This window comes from Pseudoalteromonas sp. MQS005 (assembly GCF_001661605.1).
In the GTDB taxonomy this organism is placed as follows: Bacteria; Pseudomonadota; Gammaproteobacteria; order Enterobacterales; family Alteromonadaceae; genus Pseudoalteromonas; species Pseudoalteromonas tetraodonis.
On sequence record NZ_LYRQ01000015.1, the window covers coordinates 1 to 17,000 of the forward strand.

16 protein-coding genes, 1 tRNA gene and 1 pseudogene are annotated in these 17,000 nt (G+C 38.4%); 2 read left to right on the top strand and 16 right to left on the bottom strand.

What is annotated here, in order from left to right:
* Positions 1-70 precede the first annotated feature (70 nt).
* The 6 genes from A9479_RS07180 to A9479_RS07205 all read right to left on the bottom strand — a co-directional run bounded on the left by A9479_RS07180 (position 71) and on the right by A9479_RS07205 (position 3,698).
* Complete coding sequence (locus A9479_RS07180; RefSeq protein ID WP_064663044.1) at positions 71-1,075, bottom strand: hypothetical protein; 1,005 nt, start codon at positions 1,073-1,075, stop codon at positions 71-73.
* Positions 1,076-1,257: 182 nt separating this feature from the next.
* Positions 1,258-1,332: transfer RNA gene (locus tag A9479_RS07185), tRNA-Arg, on the bottom strand.
* A gap of 74 nt (positions 1,333-1,406) precedes the next feature.
* On the bottom strand, positions 1,407-2,084 hold the full coding sequence (locus A9479_RS07190) for a FlgO family outer membrane protein (RefSeq protein WP_064663045.1): 678 nt from the start codon (positions 2,082-2,084) through the stop codon (positions 1,407-1,409).
* An 8-nt stretch (positions 2,085-2,092) separates the two neighbouring features.
* The gene (locus tag A9479_RS07195) at positions 2,093-2,770 is read right to left on the bottom strand and encodes a FlgO family outer membrane protein (protein ID WP_064663046.1); all 678 of its coding nucleotides are present in this window, start codon (positions 2,768-2,770) and stop codon (positions 2,093-2,095) included.
* Positions 2,771-2,782: 12 nt separating this feature from the next.
* Positions 2,783-3,376, bottom strand: coding sequence for a FlgO family outer membrane protein (locus A9479_RS07200; protein WP_013465607.1), 594 nt, complete (start codon positions 3,374-3,376; stop codon positions 2,783-2,785).
* Positions 3,377-3,443: 67 nt separating this feature from the next.
* Positions 3,444-3,698: an SPOR domain-containing protein gene (locus A9479_RS07205; protein WP_064663047.1), complete on the bottom strand. Its 255-nt coding sequence runs from the start codon at positions 3,696-3,698 to the stop codon at positions 3,444-3,446.
* Positions 3,699-4,196: 498 nt separating this feature from the next.
* Between A9479_RS07205 and A9479_RS19660 the strand changes: the two are divergent.
* A pseudogene (locus tag A9479_RS19660) lies at positions 4,197-5,430 on the top strand (IS3 family transposase).
* A gap of 72 nt (positions 5,431-5,502) precedes the next feature.
* On the opposite strand, the gene A9479_RS07220 reads toward A9479_RS19660, so the two are convergent.
* From A9479_RS07220 to rppH, 7 genes are all read right to left on the bottom strand, one after another.
* Positions 5,503-6,354 carry an SPOR domain-containing protein gene (locus tag A9479_RS07220; protein WP_197487246.1) on the bottom strand — a complete coding sequence of 284 codons (852 nt, stop codon included), beginning with the start codon at positions 6,352-6,354 and terminating at the stop codon, positions 5,503-5,505.
* Positions 6,355-6,630: 276 nt separating this feature from the next.
* Positions 6,631-7,509, bottom strand: a complete 879-nt coding sequence (gene galU / locus A9479_RS07225; protein WP_013465615.1) for a UTP--glucose-1-phosphate uridylyltransferase GalU — start codon at positions 7,507-7,509, stop codon at positions 6,631-6,633.
* Positions 7,510-7,526: 17 nt separating this feature from the next.
* Entirely contained in the window at positions 7,527-8,378 is an 852-nt protein-coding gene (locus A9479_RS07230; RefSeq protein ID WP_028833960.1) for a thymidylate synthase, read from the bottom strand.
* Between the two features lie 13 nt (positions 8,379-8,391).
* Positions 8,392-9,195, bottom strand: a complete 804-nt coding sequence (lgt, locus tag A9479_RS07235; RefSeq protein ID WP_064663050.1) for a prolipoprotein diacylglyceryl transferase — start codon at positions 9,193-9,195, stop codon at positions 8,392-8,394.
* Between the two features lie 12 nt (positions 9,196-9,207).
* Positions 9,208-10,017: a sulfite exporter TauE/SafE family protein gene (locus tag A9479_RS07240; protein WP_013465618.1), complete on the bottom strand. Its 810-nt coding sequence runs from the start codon at positions 10,015-10,017 to the stop codon at positions 9,208-9,210.
* Positions 10,018-10,082: 65 nt separating this feature from the next.
* Positions 10,083-12,347, bottom strand: a complete 2,265-nt coding sequence (gene ptsP / locus A9479_RS07245) for a phosphoenolpyruvate--protein phosphotransferase (RefSeq protein WP_013465619.1) — start codon at positions 12,345-12,347, stop codon at positions 10,083-10,085.
* 23 nt (positions 12,348-12,370) lie between these two features.
* Positions 12,371-12,889, bottom strand: coding sequence for an RNA pyrophosphohydrolase (gene rppH / locus A9479_RS07250; RefSeq protein WP_013465620.1), 519 nt, complete (start codon positions 12,887-12,889; stop codon positions 12,371-12,373).
* Between the two features lie 529 nt (positions 12,890-13,418).
* On the opposite strand from rppH, the gene mutH reads away from it, so the two are divergent.
* On the top strand, positions 13,419-14,090 hold the full coding sequence (gene mutH / locus A9479_RS07255; protein WP_064663051.1) for a DNA mismatch repair endonuclease MutH: 672 nt from the start codon (positions 13,419-13,421) through the stop codon (positions 14,088-14,090).
* A 484-nt stretch (positions 14,091-14,574) separates the two neighbouring features.
* Here mutH and A9479_RS07270 read toward each other — a convergent pair whose 3' ends face one another.
* The 3 genes from A9479_RS07270 to eno form a co-directional block, all read right to left on the bottom strand.
* On the bottom strand, positions 14,575-15,009 hold the full coding sequence (locus A9479_RS07270; protein WP_064663054.1) for a hypothetical protein: 435 nt from the start codon (positions 15,007-15,009) through the stop codon (positions 14,575-14,577).
* A gap of 117 nt (positions 15,010-15,126) precedes the next feature.
* Entirely contained in the window at positions 15,127-15,417 is a 291-nt protein-coding gene (locus A9479_RS07275; protein ID WP_064663055.1) for a hypothetical protein, read from the bottom strand.
* A 196-nt stretch (positions 15,418-15,613) separates the two neighbouring features.
* On the bottom strand, positions 15,614-16,912 hold the full coding sequence (eno, locus tag A9479_RS07280; protein ID WP_064663056.1) for a phosphopyruvate hydratase: 1,299 nt from the start codon (positions 16,910-16,912) through the stop codon (positions 15,614-15,616).
* Positions 16,913-17,000: the final 88 nt, after the last annotated feature.

The window sequence follows — 17,000 nt, forward strand, 5'->3', positions numbered from 1 at the left end:
GTATAGCGATTTGATTTTTTCATAGTTCCAGTTTCTCAAGTTATTGAGTCTCTGGCAAACACGGGGCGATTCACAAACGAGTATTTAAAATTTTATCCAACGAGTTCTTTGAATTCACTATGGGTATCACTGGTATTATCAAATCAAAAAACTTAGCCCTATTTTTATGAACAAACATGTCGTCTTTGAGTGCATATAGAAATTTGATTTCTCCAGTTGTTTTATCATTATCATTTATGAGTTTATTTATTTCTCTTAATTTAACAAAAATTTCTGGGCTTCCGAATCTGTCTAAGTCTTCTATTACTACTAAGTTGTATTTAGAAACTTGGAAGAAATATATGATTTCATCTAAATAACGGTTCAGAATTGAATTCTCCGTAACTTCACCAGTTTCTAATTCTAAATTTTTTAATGAAAGCTTTTTAAATGAAAAACCACTTTTGAGCTTTAAAAAGTCATAAAAAAGCAGAGTAGGTATGGCTGCCACATAAATTAAGCAGAACACTTCTAAAGAAAACAACTCTGAATAAAAAAGTAAATTACTAATATCAATTGAGAATAAAAAAATAGAACTTACGAACCAAATAAAATATGTAAGAGATATGAACGCGGCTGTGCCTGATTGCATAGTTTTGATACGTTTAAAACGCGAATGAACTAATTTACTTGAATTTGCACCATAGAGCATTTGTTGAATAATGCTTCTTTCAATTGACCTATCTTGATCTTCTTTTTGTGCCTTAGAGAGCTCTCTAGCCTCATCTTTGAACGAGGCTAGAGAAATATTTAATAGTCTGTAGATGCCTAAACTTTGCTTTTCATATGATTTTATTATGCTACTTTTACCTGAACCATATGGCCCTGTTAGAGCTATATTTTTAACATTTGGGTTTTTCATCCCCTGATCAATTGCCTCAAAATATGTATCGCAATCTTCAGCAGAGTCAGTAGGAGTTAAATCAACTAATTTTAAATTTGATGAAGATTCTAGTTTTTGTCTAGCTCTATTAGCTAACTTTAAAAAAAACTTTTCGATTTTCTCTAATGCTTTATTTTTAACTGAACTATCCATAGTAGAGCCTTAATTTTTATTGATTAAAATAAATCTACGGTAGGTGATATTAGTGCAAACATAGAGTCCATACAATTATATGAGTTGAAGATTATCCATTATATAAATAACTCGCCATGCTACACATGTGCTACACAGAAATTAAACAAGAAGGAAAAATAAATGTAAGTTATTGATTTAATTGGTAGCCCCTGCAGGAATCGAACCTGCAACTGCCCCTTAGGAGGGGGCCGTTATATCCATTTAACTAAGAGGCCACGCTGGGTGCTAAGTACTAAGTGTTTGGAAATTATAACGGCATCTGGTTTTTTATATCAAGCATCAAATTAAGTTAATTGCTTGATAAATATATATCTTCTTTATTTAATACGTAAAGCGGTATAAATGTTCGGCTGCTGGCTGCTAAGCGTTTGCTTTGAATATCAATAACGCGTGCGTTTATTTCTACGCCGCCCTCTCTATAAATAAGGGTGCCTGACAATACATGGCTGGCTATACTGGTACCAGCAAGTTTGCGAGTGTTTCGTGTAAAGGCAAAATCGCCTTGCTTATTTACGGTAATTAAATTGGCTGTTTTAAAATCAACGGCGCTATAACCAAACTTTTGTAGTTGATGTATAAAGGTTTCTGATAACTGATTACCTAACTGGCTTGCTGTAGTTAAACTTGCGTCTAAATCAACGAACGACGTAACCGCAATCGCTGCATCTTGCGGGGCTACTTGCATGGTGTCGGTTAAATCAAGTGCCATTTGCTCAACGTAATTAACTAAGCTTTTGTGGTGCTTGTTTGGGTTAAATTGCGTTGTATCAGCATATTGCTCTTGCTCGTCATTGCGCTGCATTTGCGCCATGATTTGGTTAAAATCAAGATTACTTACCACTGTTTGTTCAGGCTCAGCCTTAGCGGGTTCAGCCATGCTAGATTCACCAAGTAAATTACAGCCTGAAAGTAATAATGAAAATGCAATTATGCTAATTAAAGCTGAGCGCTTAGCTAAGTTAGCCATGATAAACCTCACTTACTCGCTTGTTTTAGCATGATGCCATCAGCACTGTTACTGCTATTTAACGCGTCGATCACTGATTGCGGAATAAAGCCCTGTGCAGAGCCTACAACCGCTTTACTCGCTAAACCAACAATACGTGCGTTTACTAGTATGCCACCTTGGTGGTTTACTAGCGTGCCGGCTAATACGTAACTAAAATTTTGTTCTTGGTTAAGCTCTAAGTAGTCGCGACTAAAAACAAAATCGCCGCCAGGTGTTACACGCATATAATCGGTGGTTTTAAAATCGATTACCGGTACACCAAAATTATGCAGCTCATGCATAAAGCTCTCTGCTATTTGATTGCCCACTAAGTCAGCATTGTTGTAGTCACGATCTAAAAATACAAAGCTTGATACCGCTAATGGCGTTTTAGTATTTACGTACTGTAAATTTTCAGCCATGTCTTGCATGATGCCACGCACATAGTGATTAATATTTTTACGTGTTGGCGTGTTAACTTGTTTGTTTTTATTCATCACTGCTGTTTTATTTTGATACAGCGAGTCGCTTTGTGTAGGTACGGCTACAGGGCGTTGCTCAAAAAACATAGGCGCATCGTCGGTAATTTGTGTGTCACTATGGTTTGTCATTTGTGAACAACCAAAGCCTAGTGGCAAACATAAAGTTAATAGTAGGCGTTTCATGTGTGCTCCTAATTAATATTCACTGCGGTAAATATAGTCACCGCGCTGCTGTATTTTTTCATTGCTCCACATCACATTGATGGGAATTTCAGTACTGCCGGCAGATACAACTTGGTTGGTTTGCATATTTACCATTCGTGCATTAACAATATAAGCATGCTCTTGGCGAGTTAAAGTACCGGTGATGACAAAGTCAATAATCTGACGCTGCTTTAAGTTGCCAGTATTGCGGCTAAGTACTGAGTCTGCACTCGCTGATAAGTTAAGTTGGTTTTCAAGCCGGTATTCAACCGTGTTATAACCTAATTGGGTGAATTGGGTTATTAAGCTTTCCTGAATTTGCTGGCTAAGCCCTGCCCCTTGCCCTTGAGCAACGTGAGAATCTAGGGCATCTGCTAAATAAAAGCTACTGACCGCAATTGAAGCAGTGCTTTTAAAAGGCTCTTTAATATGGCTAAGCTGGGCACTTAAGCTACTTACGTACTGGTTCACCGTATAAGGTGCCATAACCGCTTTAGGCGCATCAGTGCTTATACTCGGCTTTGGCTGAGGTGTTAAACTACAGCCCGCTAAATTTAATAATAGTAAGGGTAACAAAAGGCGCATAGTTGCCATCCTCTAAAAACATAATAACAACAAAGCAATTATTATGCCGAATACCCTTATCACATATTTATTTTAAAGGCTGCTGGGTGTAATGACTCACAATACAGTTAATTTGGCGCTGTTTAAGTTTATCGCAATCAGCAGCCGCATTCGCTTGTTCCTGATAAGCCCCAAGCTTTAAACGGTAGTAAGTAACCCCACTTACATTAATAGTTTCTACATTCGCCACAAATTCACCCTGAAATAATGAAGATGCGCTGGCTTTTATTTGATTTAAACTTTGGCTAAGTCGGTCTTTGTCGGTAACGGCTGCAACTTGCAAGGCAAATAAGGCTTTAACGGCTTGTTTTTCAATTGGATTTAAACTAACGATTACTTTAACCTTTTTAACGGCTGGGTTTCAAGTCATGCAATAAGTCTGTAATGGTAGTTAAGCACGATTAGCTTTACTTGGGTTTGGATTCTGCTTTGCAACCACTTTTAATTCGCGTATCAATCTCTTTAAATCACTAACAAACGGTTAACACCAACTTTAGCTGCTTTCAACTTTAGTAAATGTGCTTTTAAATGCATTAATTCCTCGCTATGGATACTCGTTCGCTGTTGTTTCGATGTTACCTGCAAATACTTATCTTTGTGTTCTATGCTGATACAGGCAAATAAAAGGTACACAAACTAACAACAATGAAAAATACTGGTAGAAATTGGTATATTTCGTGCTGAGGCAATCACTCTTAAATGGAGGTACAATCCAAATAGCCTTCTATCAGCTAATATTTGTCTTGTCCTGAAATGTATTTACACATTTAGGACTTATTTTATTAAAACCAATAAAACTAAAGGCGTTAAGCGTACTCAACGAGATTATACATTAGGCTTTAAATTATCCATTGTTGAGCAAGTAGAAAAAGGCGACTTCACATATAAACAAGCGCAAAGTCATTACGGCATTCAAGGTCGTAGTACCGTTCTGGTATGGCTGCGAAAACATGGTAAATTAGATTGGTCTAAACCAACTTATATAGCCAACATGCCTAAATCGAAAGAAACCCCTGCACAAAAAATTAAACGTTTAGAGCGCGAGATAGAAGACTTACGCCTAAAGGATTTAATCAAAGATGAAATGATTAATATTATGGATGAAGAATATGGAGCGGGCTTGCGAAAAAAGTACATATCCGAGCTATCACGCGCGTAAAAGAAAAACAGCAAGTAAAGCTTACTTCTTTATGCCGTGCATATGACATTACGCGACAAAGTTACTATCAAGCTATGCGCAGGATAGATGCTCGGAATAAAGCGTTGGAGCCAGTCAAGGAATTGGTGATGTATTGGAGGCAATTCATGCCTCGTATTGGTGGGAAGAAACTTTATCTGATGATAAAGCCAGAACTGCAAGAGCGTGGTATTAAACTAGGCCGTGATTGTTTTTTGACTATTTGAGAGAGCATGACTTTCTTGTAAAACCAAAGAAAAATTACACGAAAACAACAAACAGTAACCATTGGATGCGCAAGCATCCCAATTTACTAAAAGAACACAAACCTACTGCGGCCGAGGAAGTCTTCGTTAGTGACATTACATACGTAAAGTCAGCGCAAGGCGTGCATTACCTGTCGTTAGTCACTGATGCTTATAGTCGAAAAGTAATGGGTTATGAGCTCAGTGATGAAATGAAAGCAACCGATGTAGTCAAAGCGTTAGAGATGACGATTAAGCAACGCGTATATAAACGTGATGCTATTCATCATTCAGATAGAGGTTTACAATATTGCTCTGAAGTATATCAAGATGTGCTATTAAAAGAGGGAATTAGGCCATCTATGACCGATGGATATGACTGTTATCAAAACGCATTAGCTGAGCGTATTAACGGGATATTAAAACAAGAGTTTCTACTGTATAAATGTCGCAATATGGCAGAGTTAAAACAGCTCGTTGAAGAATCGATATTTATATACAATGAAATGCGACCGCACTTAAGTTTGGATATGAAAACACCAAATCAAGTGCATAAAAAAGACCTGGCGCTTTCGCACCAAGTCTTTCATTAAAACCGTCAACCTATTTCAGGACGGGATAGTTAATACAAGAGAAGGCTAATTTAAAAAATTTAAATTACAATTTTATAGCCTGATTGGTCCGTCAGTGTAGTTACTCACAAAACAGTCAACTTTATAAAATTTAAATACCTCGCAATCATCCTCTGCACTTTTAAAGTTAAAATACTCACCTAATTTTAGTCGATAATAGGTTTTGTTATTAACCTTTGCTTTTTCAATATTTGTCGTGATTTTGTCCTTAAACAAAGGCGCTGCTTTTTTGTTAATTTGCTTCCATTCTTTAGCAACACTCTCTTGTGAATCGAGTGACGCAACCTGCAATGCAAATACTTTTTTGTTGGTATCAACCATTGCCACTTTTGTTAGCTTCGATGTTTGAGGGAATACTTTTTTCTTCACGATTGAGTTCGTTGCTTTCACAGGCAAACTAACAGCGCGCTTACTGTAGCTTTTTGAAGAGGCTGTAATCATTTTTGTAGGCACGCTAGCATAGCGACTACTGTCTCGCTGATTGTATGGAGCGTCCCCTTTAGAGGATTTTGCGTAGCGATTACTATACCTTTGCCTTGGTCGTTCAACTTTATCTGAGGTGCTTGCGTAATTATTACCATATCTAAGATTTGGCGGCGCCTTTGTGTTTATTACTGAGCGAGCATAACGATTGCTAACAGCCTGATTAGATTGCGCTATTGCTTTACTGTTAATAATATCTAGGTGATCAACTAAATATGTGAGCTCACGTTCTAACTTTAATAGCCGCTCTATGCCAGAGCGCGCTTGCTGCCATTGCAAGGCGGCATCTTTTAATTGAGCAAGCTCGAGCGCTGTGATGGTTACATATTCAGGTGAATCTTTAACTTGTTCATTTAATGATGTTTTATCAGGCGATATCGTACAACCAGTACTTAATAACAACAGTAATACGACTAACAGATATCGGTGATACTTTTTGCTGTATTCACACATTGATTCTTTCTCTTTCAATAGTTTAGACCGCTCAATTAAGTCAATTTTCAATTGAATCAACAAAGCACGTTAACAACAAAACAACTTGGGTTAACATAAAGATTACAACACAATGTTAAATATGTCTGTATAACTGCAAAAATAGTGATAATTTAAAATACTAAAAAAGCTATTTTACAATCAAAAAAAGCGCCATATAGGCGCTTCTAATAATGATAAGTTTATTTAAATTAACGTTTTAATAAACGTTTTAAGCTCACCGGCGAATTCATCACGACGAAGAGCAAATTCAATGGTTGCTTTTAAATAACCAATTTTACTGCCACAATCATGGCTTCGGCCTTTCATTGCGTAGGCATCTACTTTTTCATCTTGCATAAGCATGGCTATTGCATCTGTTAGCTGAATTTCATCACCAGCACCTTGAGGGGTTTTAGCCAGTAATGGCCAAATGTTTTTACTCAACACGTAACGACCAACCACAGCAAGGTTTGAAGGTGCCTCGTCAACGGGTGGTTTTTCTACCATGCTTTGAATGGGTGAGCTTTCACCTTGGTTTAACTCAACATCACCTAAATCCACAACACCAAATTTATCTACGTCATCTTTAGGGACTGGCTCAACCATAATTTGACTGTGTTTAGTTTGCTCAAAGCGAGTAATCATTTCAGCTAAGTTGTCTTTTGTTAGGTCACTTTCTACATCATCAATAATAACGTCGGGTAAAATAACCACAAAAGGTTCATTGCCAATAATAGGAGCGGCACAGTTAATAGCATGACCTAGGCCTTTTGCTTCACCTTGACGTACATGAATAATGGTCACATCTTTAGGGCAAATAGACTGTATTTCGGCAAGTAATTGCCGCTTTACACGTTTTTCTAACGTTGCCTCTAGTTCAAAGCTGGTATCAAAATGGTTTTCAATCGAGTTTTTACTCGAATGCGTTACTAGCACTATCTCTTTGATACCAGCGGCAACCGCTTCGCTAACAACGTATTGAATGAGTGGACGGTCTACAACGGGCAGCATTTCTTTTGGAATTGCTTTAGTTGCCGGTAACATACGTGTTCCAAGGCCGGCTACGGGGATCACTGCTTTCATTATGCTCTCCTTATTTTTTAAACTGAAAATGGGTATTGAATAGCCTCGTGGCATTGATAACCAACCACCTCAAAATCATCACGTGTTACCCATGTTTCTATATCTTCGAGCGACTTAATCTCTGGGTTAATTTTTAATTGAGGAGAAGCAAATGGCTCGCGCTTTAATTGCACATCTCGCATTAAATCTAGCTGATTTTCGTAAATGTGGGCATTGGTGATTTTATGATATGCCTTACCTGCTTTGTGGCCAGTAATTTGTGCAACCAGTGCCAATAAAACAAAACATTGAATTTGATTAAAGTTTAGCCCTAACGGTACATCACAACTTCGTTGGTACGAGGTTAAATACAGGGTATCGCCTAGTAATGAAAAGGTATGCGTATGCATGCATGGGCGCAAGCAGCCAAGCTCAAACTCACCTGGGTTGTAAAAGGTAATAATTTCGCCGCGATCATCAATGCCATTTTTTAAATTATTGATGACCTTTGCAAGTTGATCCAGTGTTGAACCATCAGGGCGTTGCCAGCCTCGTCCTTGCACGCCATAAACGCGCCCCATATCATCCTCACCTTTACGATTAGGATTATTGAGCCAGGCACTATTTTCATTGGCGTTAGCATCCCAGGTTTTACAGCCTATGCTACGAAACTGCTCAGCACTGTCATAACCTCTTAAATAACCTAATAATTCAGCAATAGCCGCTTTGTAATAGCTTTTTCGCGTGGTGATCATTGGGAACTGATTATTAGCCACATCGTATTCTAAATCAGCGTTTATAACCGTTAAACAACGTGTACCGGTACGCTTGTTTTCAACCCATTTTCCTTGGTCGACAATGCGCTGACATAATTCTAAATATTGTTTCATCTAACTTCTTCTTTTAAGCTTTTGCCGCTGTTTTTGATTGTGGTTGTTTATAGGCCCAAATAAGTAAGCCTAACCCGCCAATTATCATTGGTAACGATAGAATTTGCCCCATAGAAATGAAATCAGCAAATAGCCCCAATTGCGCATCTGGTTGGCGAAAATATTCAATACAAAATCTAAATACGCCGTAACCCAGTAAAAACAAACCCGACACACTTCCCGCAGGACGTGGACGCTTAATAAACCACAATAATATGACAAACAATACAAGCCCTTCAAAAAAAGCTTCGTAAAGTTGTGAAGGGTGGCGTGCAAGCGGGCCTCCAGTTGGAAACACCATTGCCCACGGAACATCAGTGGTACGCCCCCATAATTCGCCATTAATAAAGTTACCTATACGCCCAGCCAGTAAACCAACAGGCACTAAAGGTGCTACAAAATCACCGACTTGTAATAACGATTTTTTACGCTTGTAAGCAAAAATAGCAATTGCAGTGATCACCCCCAGTGTCCCACCATGAAACGACATGCCACCTTGATCTATTCTAAACAAATATAAGGGGTTTTCGATAAAATAGCTAAATTGATAAAACAGAACATAACCAATACGCCCACCTAATATAACGCCCAGCATGCCGTAAAAGAGTAAATCGCTGACCTCGTCTTTAGTCCAACCTGAACCGGACTTACTAGCTTGGCGATTCGCAAACCACATCGCAAACGCAAAACCAATTAAGTACATTAATCCATACCAACGAACGCTAAGTGGCCCAATAGAAAAAATTATTGGATCAATTTGAGGAAACTCCAGTGCCATAAAAATAAACCTTTAGCTAAAAACCATTTTAATAGCGATGATAACAAGTAACATCGCGAAAACTTTCTTAATTGTATTCACAGGTAAGTAATGCGTTGCTTTGGCGCCTATTGGCGCTATAAACCATGAGGTAACAACAATCCCTAACAATGCAGGTAAATAAACAAATCCCATAAAACCATGCGCTAAGTCAGTTACTTGCCAACCAGCGCTGACATAACCAATAGAGCCAAAAAAGGCAATTACAATACCACATGCAGCAGCGCAACCAATTGCCTTTTTAATATCAACCGAAAAATAGTGCAACATAGGCACAAGTAATGCGCCACCGCCAATCCCAATCAACCCAGATAGTGCCCCCATTATCGCACTAATACTTCCTAGCACGGGGCCTGCAGGCATCGGGTGACCTACGCTCACTTTATTACGGGCAGAAAGCACCATTCTCATAGCAATAAAAACCACACTCACTGCGAACACGGTTCGTAACATTTTCTCAGGTATAAAGCTGGCAGCAAAGCCGCTAATCAAGGCGCCAATGGCCACACCCGACATTACCCAAGGGGCAATTTTCCAAGGCACATTATCATTTTTATGATGAGCTAACGCTGAAGAAGTCGAGGTAAATAAAATAGAGGCTAAAGATGTCGCAATAGCGATAACTAATACATGATCGGCAGCGGCCACATTAAAACCCAGTAACAAGCTCGTTAGCACCGGCACAATGATTAAACCACCGCCTATGCCTAGAAGTCCTGCTAAAAAACCAACAATGCAACCTAATAACGCACAACTTGCAACTAGAAGTCCTAGTTCATACATAGTTATCTCTAATACATTTAAGAATATGTATATTTTAATTGATTATATAAACAATAACAGCTCTATCATTTAGGTGTATAAAATAAATTACCTAGCTGATGCTCTATCATAAAATTACGGGTTAAACGCAACACTTGTTTAGCATTGGGCTGTGCTAAACACTCGCTCAGTAATTGTTCCATGTCACTAACATTTAAGCGCCTAAGCACCCATTTCACTTTATTTAACGACGATAAGTTCATACTTAAACGTCTATAGCCCATGGCAATGAGTAATATTGCTCCCTCGGGATCGCCGCCAAGCTCACCACATAAACTAAAGGGCAATTCATAGTGCTCACATTCGCTGGCAATATTATTTAATACACGTAACACAGCTGGATGATAAGGATTGAATAAATCGGCCACACGGGCATTTGCTCTATCTACCGCTAATAAATACTGAGTTAAATCGTTACTACCCACTGAGCAAAAATCGACTTTTCTAGACCACTCTGGCAGCATAAATACACTTGAAGGTACCTCAAGCATAATGCCAATATCTGGCTTTTCTATTAATTGCTCAGGAAATGTTTCGCTTAACTCATAATAGGCTTGGTTATACAATGCCAGCGACTCTTCAACTTCATCAGTGCCACTGATCATAGGCAGCATTATTTTTAAATTACCTAAGCCAATATTCGCTTTGAGCATGGCTTTGAGCTGATCTAAAAAAAGCTCAGGATGATCTAGGCTAATTCTAATACCACGCCATCCTAAAAACGGGTTTTCTTCGGTAATATTAAAATAATCTAAAACTTTGTCGCCACCAATATCTAACGTTCGCATAACTACGGGGTTAGGATAATAGCTACTGAGTACTTCGCGATACCATTTTTCTTGTTCTTGTTGCGATGGAAACTGCCCTTTTTGCATAAACCACGCTTCGGTTCTGTAAAGACCAACACCATCACAAATATGGGCACTATTTTGTTGCGTATTAAGTTCAAGCCCTGCGTTGAGCAATAAACTAATATGCTCCCCGTCCAAGGTAATTGCAGGCAGTGATTGCTCTTCTAAAAAACGATTGTTGAGTAAGTTATCTTGATGTTGTAACTCGGTATACTCATCAATAAGCATTTGCGAAGGCGAAATATATAAACGCCCAGCAAAAGCATCTAAAATCATTTCTTTGTTATCAAACTGCAGTAACGGTAAATCTTCAATACCCCAAATTGCAGGCACCCCCATTGCTCGCGTTAAAATAGAGGCATGGCTATTAGCTGAACCATTAATGCTTACCACACCTGCTAAACGCTCATTTGGCACTTCGGCTAACATCGCAGGAGTTAATGTGTGAGCGATGAGGATTGTGTTTTCAGGGTAGTCTTTTATTGCATGCTCAGTGTTCACTAAGTGATGAAGCACCCGTAAGCCAATGTCTTTAACATCAACCGCACGCTCTTTAATATAAGGGTCTTGCATTTCATTAAACTGTGCAACTAAACGTTCAATCACAATTTTTAATGCACTTTTTGCACACCAACCTTCTTGTAATTGTGCCTCTACATTATGACCTAAGCTTTTAGCATCCAATAATTGCTGATACACATCAAACACCGCCAACGCCTCTTGCGGTATGGTATCGCTTAATGTCATCGATAAAGTGCTAAATTCTTTGCGCGTTGCAGCAACCGCTTGCGTGAATAAACGGCGTTGTTCATTCACATCACTATTTTTAGTAAGCTCTATGGACTTAAAATTAAGTTTAGGAATAACAACAAAGGCTTTACCAATACTAATGCCTGGCGCACTAGACACCCCTTTTAAAACCGATGTTTGATGAGACGACTCATCTTGGCGCAATACTTCTTTTATTTCGGCATGCGCAAGCTGTGAAGCTAACTGCGCTGAGAGCGTAATTAAAAACGACTCTTCATCTTGAGAAAATACTCGAGCCATTTTCTGTTGCACAACAATAACGCCTAATACCTTTTTTTGATGAACAACAGGCACAGACAAAAAAGCGTTGTAGCCTTCTTCGTTCACTTCTGGGGAGAGTTTAAAGCGAGGATGCGATTTAGCAAACGCAATGTTAATCGCCTCTTCGCGCTGAGCAACTAGCCCAACAAGTCCTTCAGTAAAGCCAATTCTAAATTTACCCACCGCATCGGGGTTTAACCCTTCGCTGGCCATTAGTACAAAGTTATCTTGACTGTAATCGGCAAAATAAATGGAGCAGCACTGGGTATTCATGGCATCTTTTACCATTTTCACAAAGCACACTAACGCATCGTCTAAATTCGCTTGTTGCGAAACAGACTCAGCTATCGATCTGAGTGTTGCCAGCATACACTGCTCCTTTTTATGTAAAACTACCTTTTGCTTCGCCAATTGTCTTTTTGTTGCTCTCGCTTATTGAAGGGCATAGCAAAAGGAGCAAACTCTTTCATAACACGTCGATAAACATCCCGTTTAAACGATACTACTTGCCTTACCGGATACCAATAACTCACCCACCGCCAATCATCAAATTCAGGATGGTGCGTTTTTAGTAAGTTTACATCTTCATCTTTACAGCGTAATTTCAGTAAAAACCATTTTTGTTTTTGCCCAATACACACCGGACTTGAGTCGCGGCGGATTAATCGTTTGGGTAATTTATAGCGTAACCAATGTTTTGAGCTTGCAACTATTTCTACATCTTCTGGTCGCAAACCTACTTCTTCGTGTAATTCACGGTACATAGTTTGTTCTGGTGTTTCACCATCATCAACACCGCCTTGGGGAAATTGCCAAGAATGTTGACCATAGCGTCTGGCCCAAAACACTTGCCCCTGATTATTGCAAATTACAATTCCGACATTGGCACGAAAACCTTCGGCATCAATCACCTTAGTGCCTCATTTGTAAGTCGATTTTTTATGATTGTTCCACATTAGCTGCAATACGGCAAATACTATTACGTACAAGCCCCGTTAACGTCCTCGGTTAAGGCAAATTAATAGCGAAATCCATTGCATGTGAATAACAAACAACACTGCCATGTATAAATACATAAAAACCACACTGTTTGTGCTGGTTACTCACAGCTTGTGCATAACTTTTGTAAAACACGCTCATTTAGCAAACAAATCCACAATACAAGATCTAAAAGGTGATGTTCTCCACAGAATCTGTGGATAAACATGTTTATACATCTGTATTTATCCTTACAACATTTATAGACCTTAATTAAAACTGAACACTAAAAACAAAAAAAACAATGCAGTTCAGTTACTTAGTTAAGCTTGGCGTTTTAAAACAGTGCATAAAATTGCACCACACACAGCACGAACAAAATTCAACCAACCGCTAAAGATATCCACTAACACACTAATTTGCTATCATGGCGTTGGTATTTATTCAACTAAAATAAACAGTATGCAACCTTTAAAACCTCATTCAATCAATCAATTAATGCAACGTGTCGATGCTATTGCAGGACTCACACTAGGACAACTCGCACAGCAGTACCACTTTAAAACGCCAGATGATTTATTGCGTGAAAAAGGCTGGACAGGTCAACTGATTGAGTATGTATTAGGCGCAAGTGCTGGGTCAAAACCGCTACCCGACTTTGAGGATTTAGGCATAGAGCTCAAAACATTGCCCATTTCATATAAAGGCAAACCATTAGAAACCACGTTTGTGTCGGTTACCCCACTAATGAATGTAACTGGCATGACCTGGCACACAAGTAGCGTACGTAAAAAGTTGAATCATGTTTTATGGCTACCTATTTTAAGTGAGCGCGATATTGCTCCGTTTGATAGAACCATAGGCAGTGGCTTTTTGTGGCAACCTTCCCCCGCGCAAGATGCGCAATTACAGCGTGACTGGGAAGAGCAAATGGAGCTTATAGCGCTTGGTCGGGTAGATGAAATATCAGGGCATTTAGGTGACGCTATGCAAATACGACCAAAAGCCGCTAATAGCCATATTGTTACCGATGCCATAGGCCCAAACGGGAAAATAATTAAAACCCTGCCGCGTGGCTTTTACTTAAAAGCCAGTTTTACCGGTGAAATTTTAAAGCAGCAATTCACTCTGTGAGCGTTTTATTCTCTGGAATCTCTTTAAGCACTTTGTTAATCACATAAAACAAATGGAATAAACCAAAAAAGATATTAACAAATGTCAAAACCAAGCTTAAACCTATACTACTTTTAGTATTTGAATTTTTATTTAGAAAAAAAATCAAACCTGAAAAAATAAGTAAAAATGGTAAAACGACAATGTAATAAAAAGATGAATGGAAATAGATCATTAGAAATACCCTAAAAAAGGGGAGTTACCCCCCTAAAATTAAATTATTGAATGTCGCATTTTTGCTTTTTTATTGATGTATAAATACACCAAATAAAATGTGCAAACCCAGCGGGGAAAAATAACATCGTTAAAATAAAATTAAGTATAACGTTATGTTTAACATTTGTTTTTGATGTCGCTTTTTTTAATAGATTAACCATTATAATTGCTACAGGCAAAAGAAATAACAAGTAGCTAAGATCATTGACGGGAATATCCATTTACACCTCTATTTTGGGTTGGTTGGTACTTTACATACTGTTTTATCACCAACTTTTTCACATACTAGGCCATCATTAATTGTGACACTACCGCCACTGCTTACACGAAATGATGATACCCTAACGGCATAAAAGCCTAATCTATGTGCCGCATTAACTAAAGAAATTGCTTTCTCTAAATCCCCATCTTTTATTATAAAAACATCTTTAAATGGTTCTTTTTTGGTAAGGTCTAGTACATTACCATCAGCGTCTACTACTTTGATTAACTCAAGGTCTAACCTTGCGTTCACCACATCATCGAATGTTAAAAAACCTGTTACTCTCATAATAGCTATCGAACCATCTGCAGTATGTATATCAAACGTTATATTTGTATGTACAAATTTTCCGATACCAGAGCTAATCCCCAATACATAATTACCTAAATGAGCTGTTAACATCTGATTATTTCTAAACCATGTTTTTAAAGCTGTGATCCTATAGTTTGAACCTACTAAGTCATATGCAGATCCTGCAATTCCTGTTGGTAAGCCGCCATGACCTGACTTTAAATAGCTTTATAAGTTTTGGCGTTCTAATAAAGCATCATTGAAGATTTTTACTTTAGCAGATTCAACTGACTCTTTAATTAGAATAGTTTGATTTAGCTCTGGCTCAAATTGCGAGGTATACTTGGTGAGTACTTTTTTCTGCTCATCGCCTATGTAAACAGTTTGAGCGCCTAATTTGGCCAACTCTTTTGCTTTAGCTTGTATGCTATAAACACTACAGCCATCACAATTTGAATACATTGATGAGGAAAGGGCAGGTGCACTTAAAAGTAAAGTAAAGTAAAGTAATTTTTTCATCATAACTCCTTGTAAATGAGAAGTGAAAGTTAACAAAAAAAAAACCTAGAGGCAACATAAAAACAAGTTTAGTCCAAATTAAAGGTACAGCTACCTTCTAATATCAAAATTCACTTTTTCTCATTTGAAATTGCTTACACGCATAAAAAATCCCCGCATAAGCGAGGATTTTTATAATTTTAAACAAATTAAAGAATTACTGACCTTTAACTTCTTTTAAACCATTGTAAGGTGCTTTAGCGCCTAATTGCTCTTCAATACGAAGCAGTTGGTTGTACTTAGCAACACGATCTGAACGGCTTAATGAACCCGTTTTAATTTGACCTGCAGCAGTACCTACCGCTAAATCAGCAATGGTTGCATCTTCAGTTTCACCAGAGCGATGAGAAATAACAACTGTAAAACCTGCATCTTTCGCCATTTTGATTGCCGCTAACGTTTCTGTTAGTGAACCAATTTGGTTAAATTTAATTAAGATTGAGTTAGCAATACCGTTATCAATACCACGTTTTAAAATCTTAGTATTGGTTACGAATAAATCATCACCCACTAATTGAACTTTATCGCCCATTAGTTTAGTTTGATGTGCAAAGCCATCCCAATCAGACTCATCTAGGCCATCTTCAATTGATACAATTGGGTATTGCTCAGTTAAGTCTTTTAAGAAGTAGTTAAACTCTTCAGAGGTAAACTTTTTACCTTCACCTTTAAGGTCGTAGATATTTGCTTCTTTGTCATAAAACTCAGAGGCAGCACAATCCAGTGCAAGGGTAATATCTTTTCCAAGCTCATAACCGGCATTTGCAACAGCCACTTTAATGGCTGCAAGCGCAGCTTCATTTGATGCAAGGTTTGGTGCGAAACCACCTTCGTCACCTACAGCTGTTGAATGACCATCTGCTTTAAGTACTTTTGCAAGGCTGTGAAATACTTCAGCACCCATACGTAATGCTTCACGGAAGTTAGTCGCGCCAACTGGCTGAACCATAAATTCTTGAATATCTACTGAGTTATCAGCATGCTCACCGCCGTTGATGATGTTCATCATTGGTAGTGGCATAGAGTAAACACCTGGCGTGCCATTTAAGTCAGCAATGTGCTCGTATAGCTCTACTTTTTTAGATTGTGCAGCCGCTTTTGCGTTAGCAAGTGAAACCGCCAAAATAGCATTAGCACCTAGTTTTTCTTTATTTTCAGTACCATCTAAATCAAGCATTACTTGGTCTACATCACTTTGAGCAAGTGCATTTTGACCTTTTAAAGCCGCTGCAATTTCATTATTAATGAAACCTACCGCTTTTAATACGCCTTTACCTAAATAACGAGTTTTATCACCATCACGTAATTCTAATGCTTCGCGAGTTCCTGTAGATGCACCTGATGGTGCAGCAGCACGGCCCCATGAACCATCAGCTAAATATACCTCAGCTTCTACAGTTGGGTTACCACGCGAGTCCATAATTTCACGACCGATTACTTTTACGATTTCTGACATCTTGATTCCTCTATATTCCCAAAATGGTGAGTACGGCTAACCTAGGCCAGCCTTAGAAACAAAAAAGGCCGCGCAATATGCACAGCCT

Bases quoted from the DNA above. Each gene is read 5' to 3' on its own strand.
- eno (WP_064663056.1), bottom strand. From the start codon at position 16,912: ATGTCAGAAATCGTAAAAGTAATCGGTCGTGAAATTATGGACTCGCGT.
- A9479_RS07230 (WP_028833960.1), bottom strand. From the start codon at position 8,378: ATGAAACAATATTTAGAATTATGTCAGCGCATTGTCGACCAAGGAAAA.
- ptsP (WP_013465619.1), bottom strand. From the start codon at position 12,347: ATGCTGGCAACACTCAGATCGATAGCTGAGTCTGTTTCGCAACAAGCG.
- A9479_RS07270 (WP_064663054.1), bottom strand. From the start codon at position 15,009: ATGTTAACAGCTCATTTAGGTAATTATGTATTGGGGATTAGCTCTGGT.
- A9479_RS07195 (WP_064663046.1), bottom strand. From the start codon at position 2,770: ATGAAACGCCTACTATTAACTTTATGTTTGCCACTAGGCTTTGGTTGT.
- galU (WP_013465615.1), bottom strand. From the start codon at position 7,509: ATGAAAGCAGTGATCCCCGTAGCCGGCCTTGGAACACGTATGTTACCG.
- A9479_RS07240 (WP_013465618.1), bottom strand. From the start codon at position 10,017: ATGTATGAACTAGGACTTCTAGTTGCAAGTTGTGCGTTATTAGGTTGC.
- A9479_RS07275 (WP_064663055.1), bottom strand. From the start codon at position 15,417: ATGAAAAAATTACTTTACTTTACTTTACTTTTAAGTGCACCTGCCCTT.
- lgt (WP_064663050.1), bottom strand. From the start codon at position 9,195: ATGGCACTGGAGTTTCCTCAAATTGATCCAATAATTTTTTCTATTGGG.
- A9479_RS07200 (WP_013465607.1), bottom strand. From the start codon at position 3,376: ATGCGCCTTTTGTTACCCTTACTATTATTAAATTTAGCGGGCTGTAGT.
- mutH (WP_064663051.1), top strand. From the start codon at position 13,419: ATGCAACCTTTAAAACCTCATTCAATCAATCAATTAATGCAACGTGTC.
- A9479_RS07190 (WP_064663045.1), bottom strand. From the start codon at position 2,084: ATGGCTAACTTAGCTAAGCGCTCAGCTTTAATTAGCATAATTGCATTT.
- A9479_RS07180 (WP_064663044.1), bottom strand. From the start codon at position 1,075: ATGGATAGTTCAGTTAAAAATAAAGCATTAGAGAAAATCGAAAAGTTT.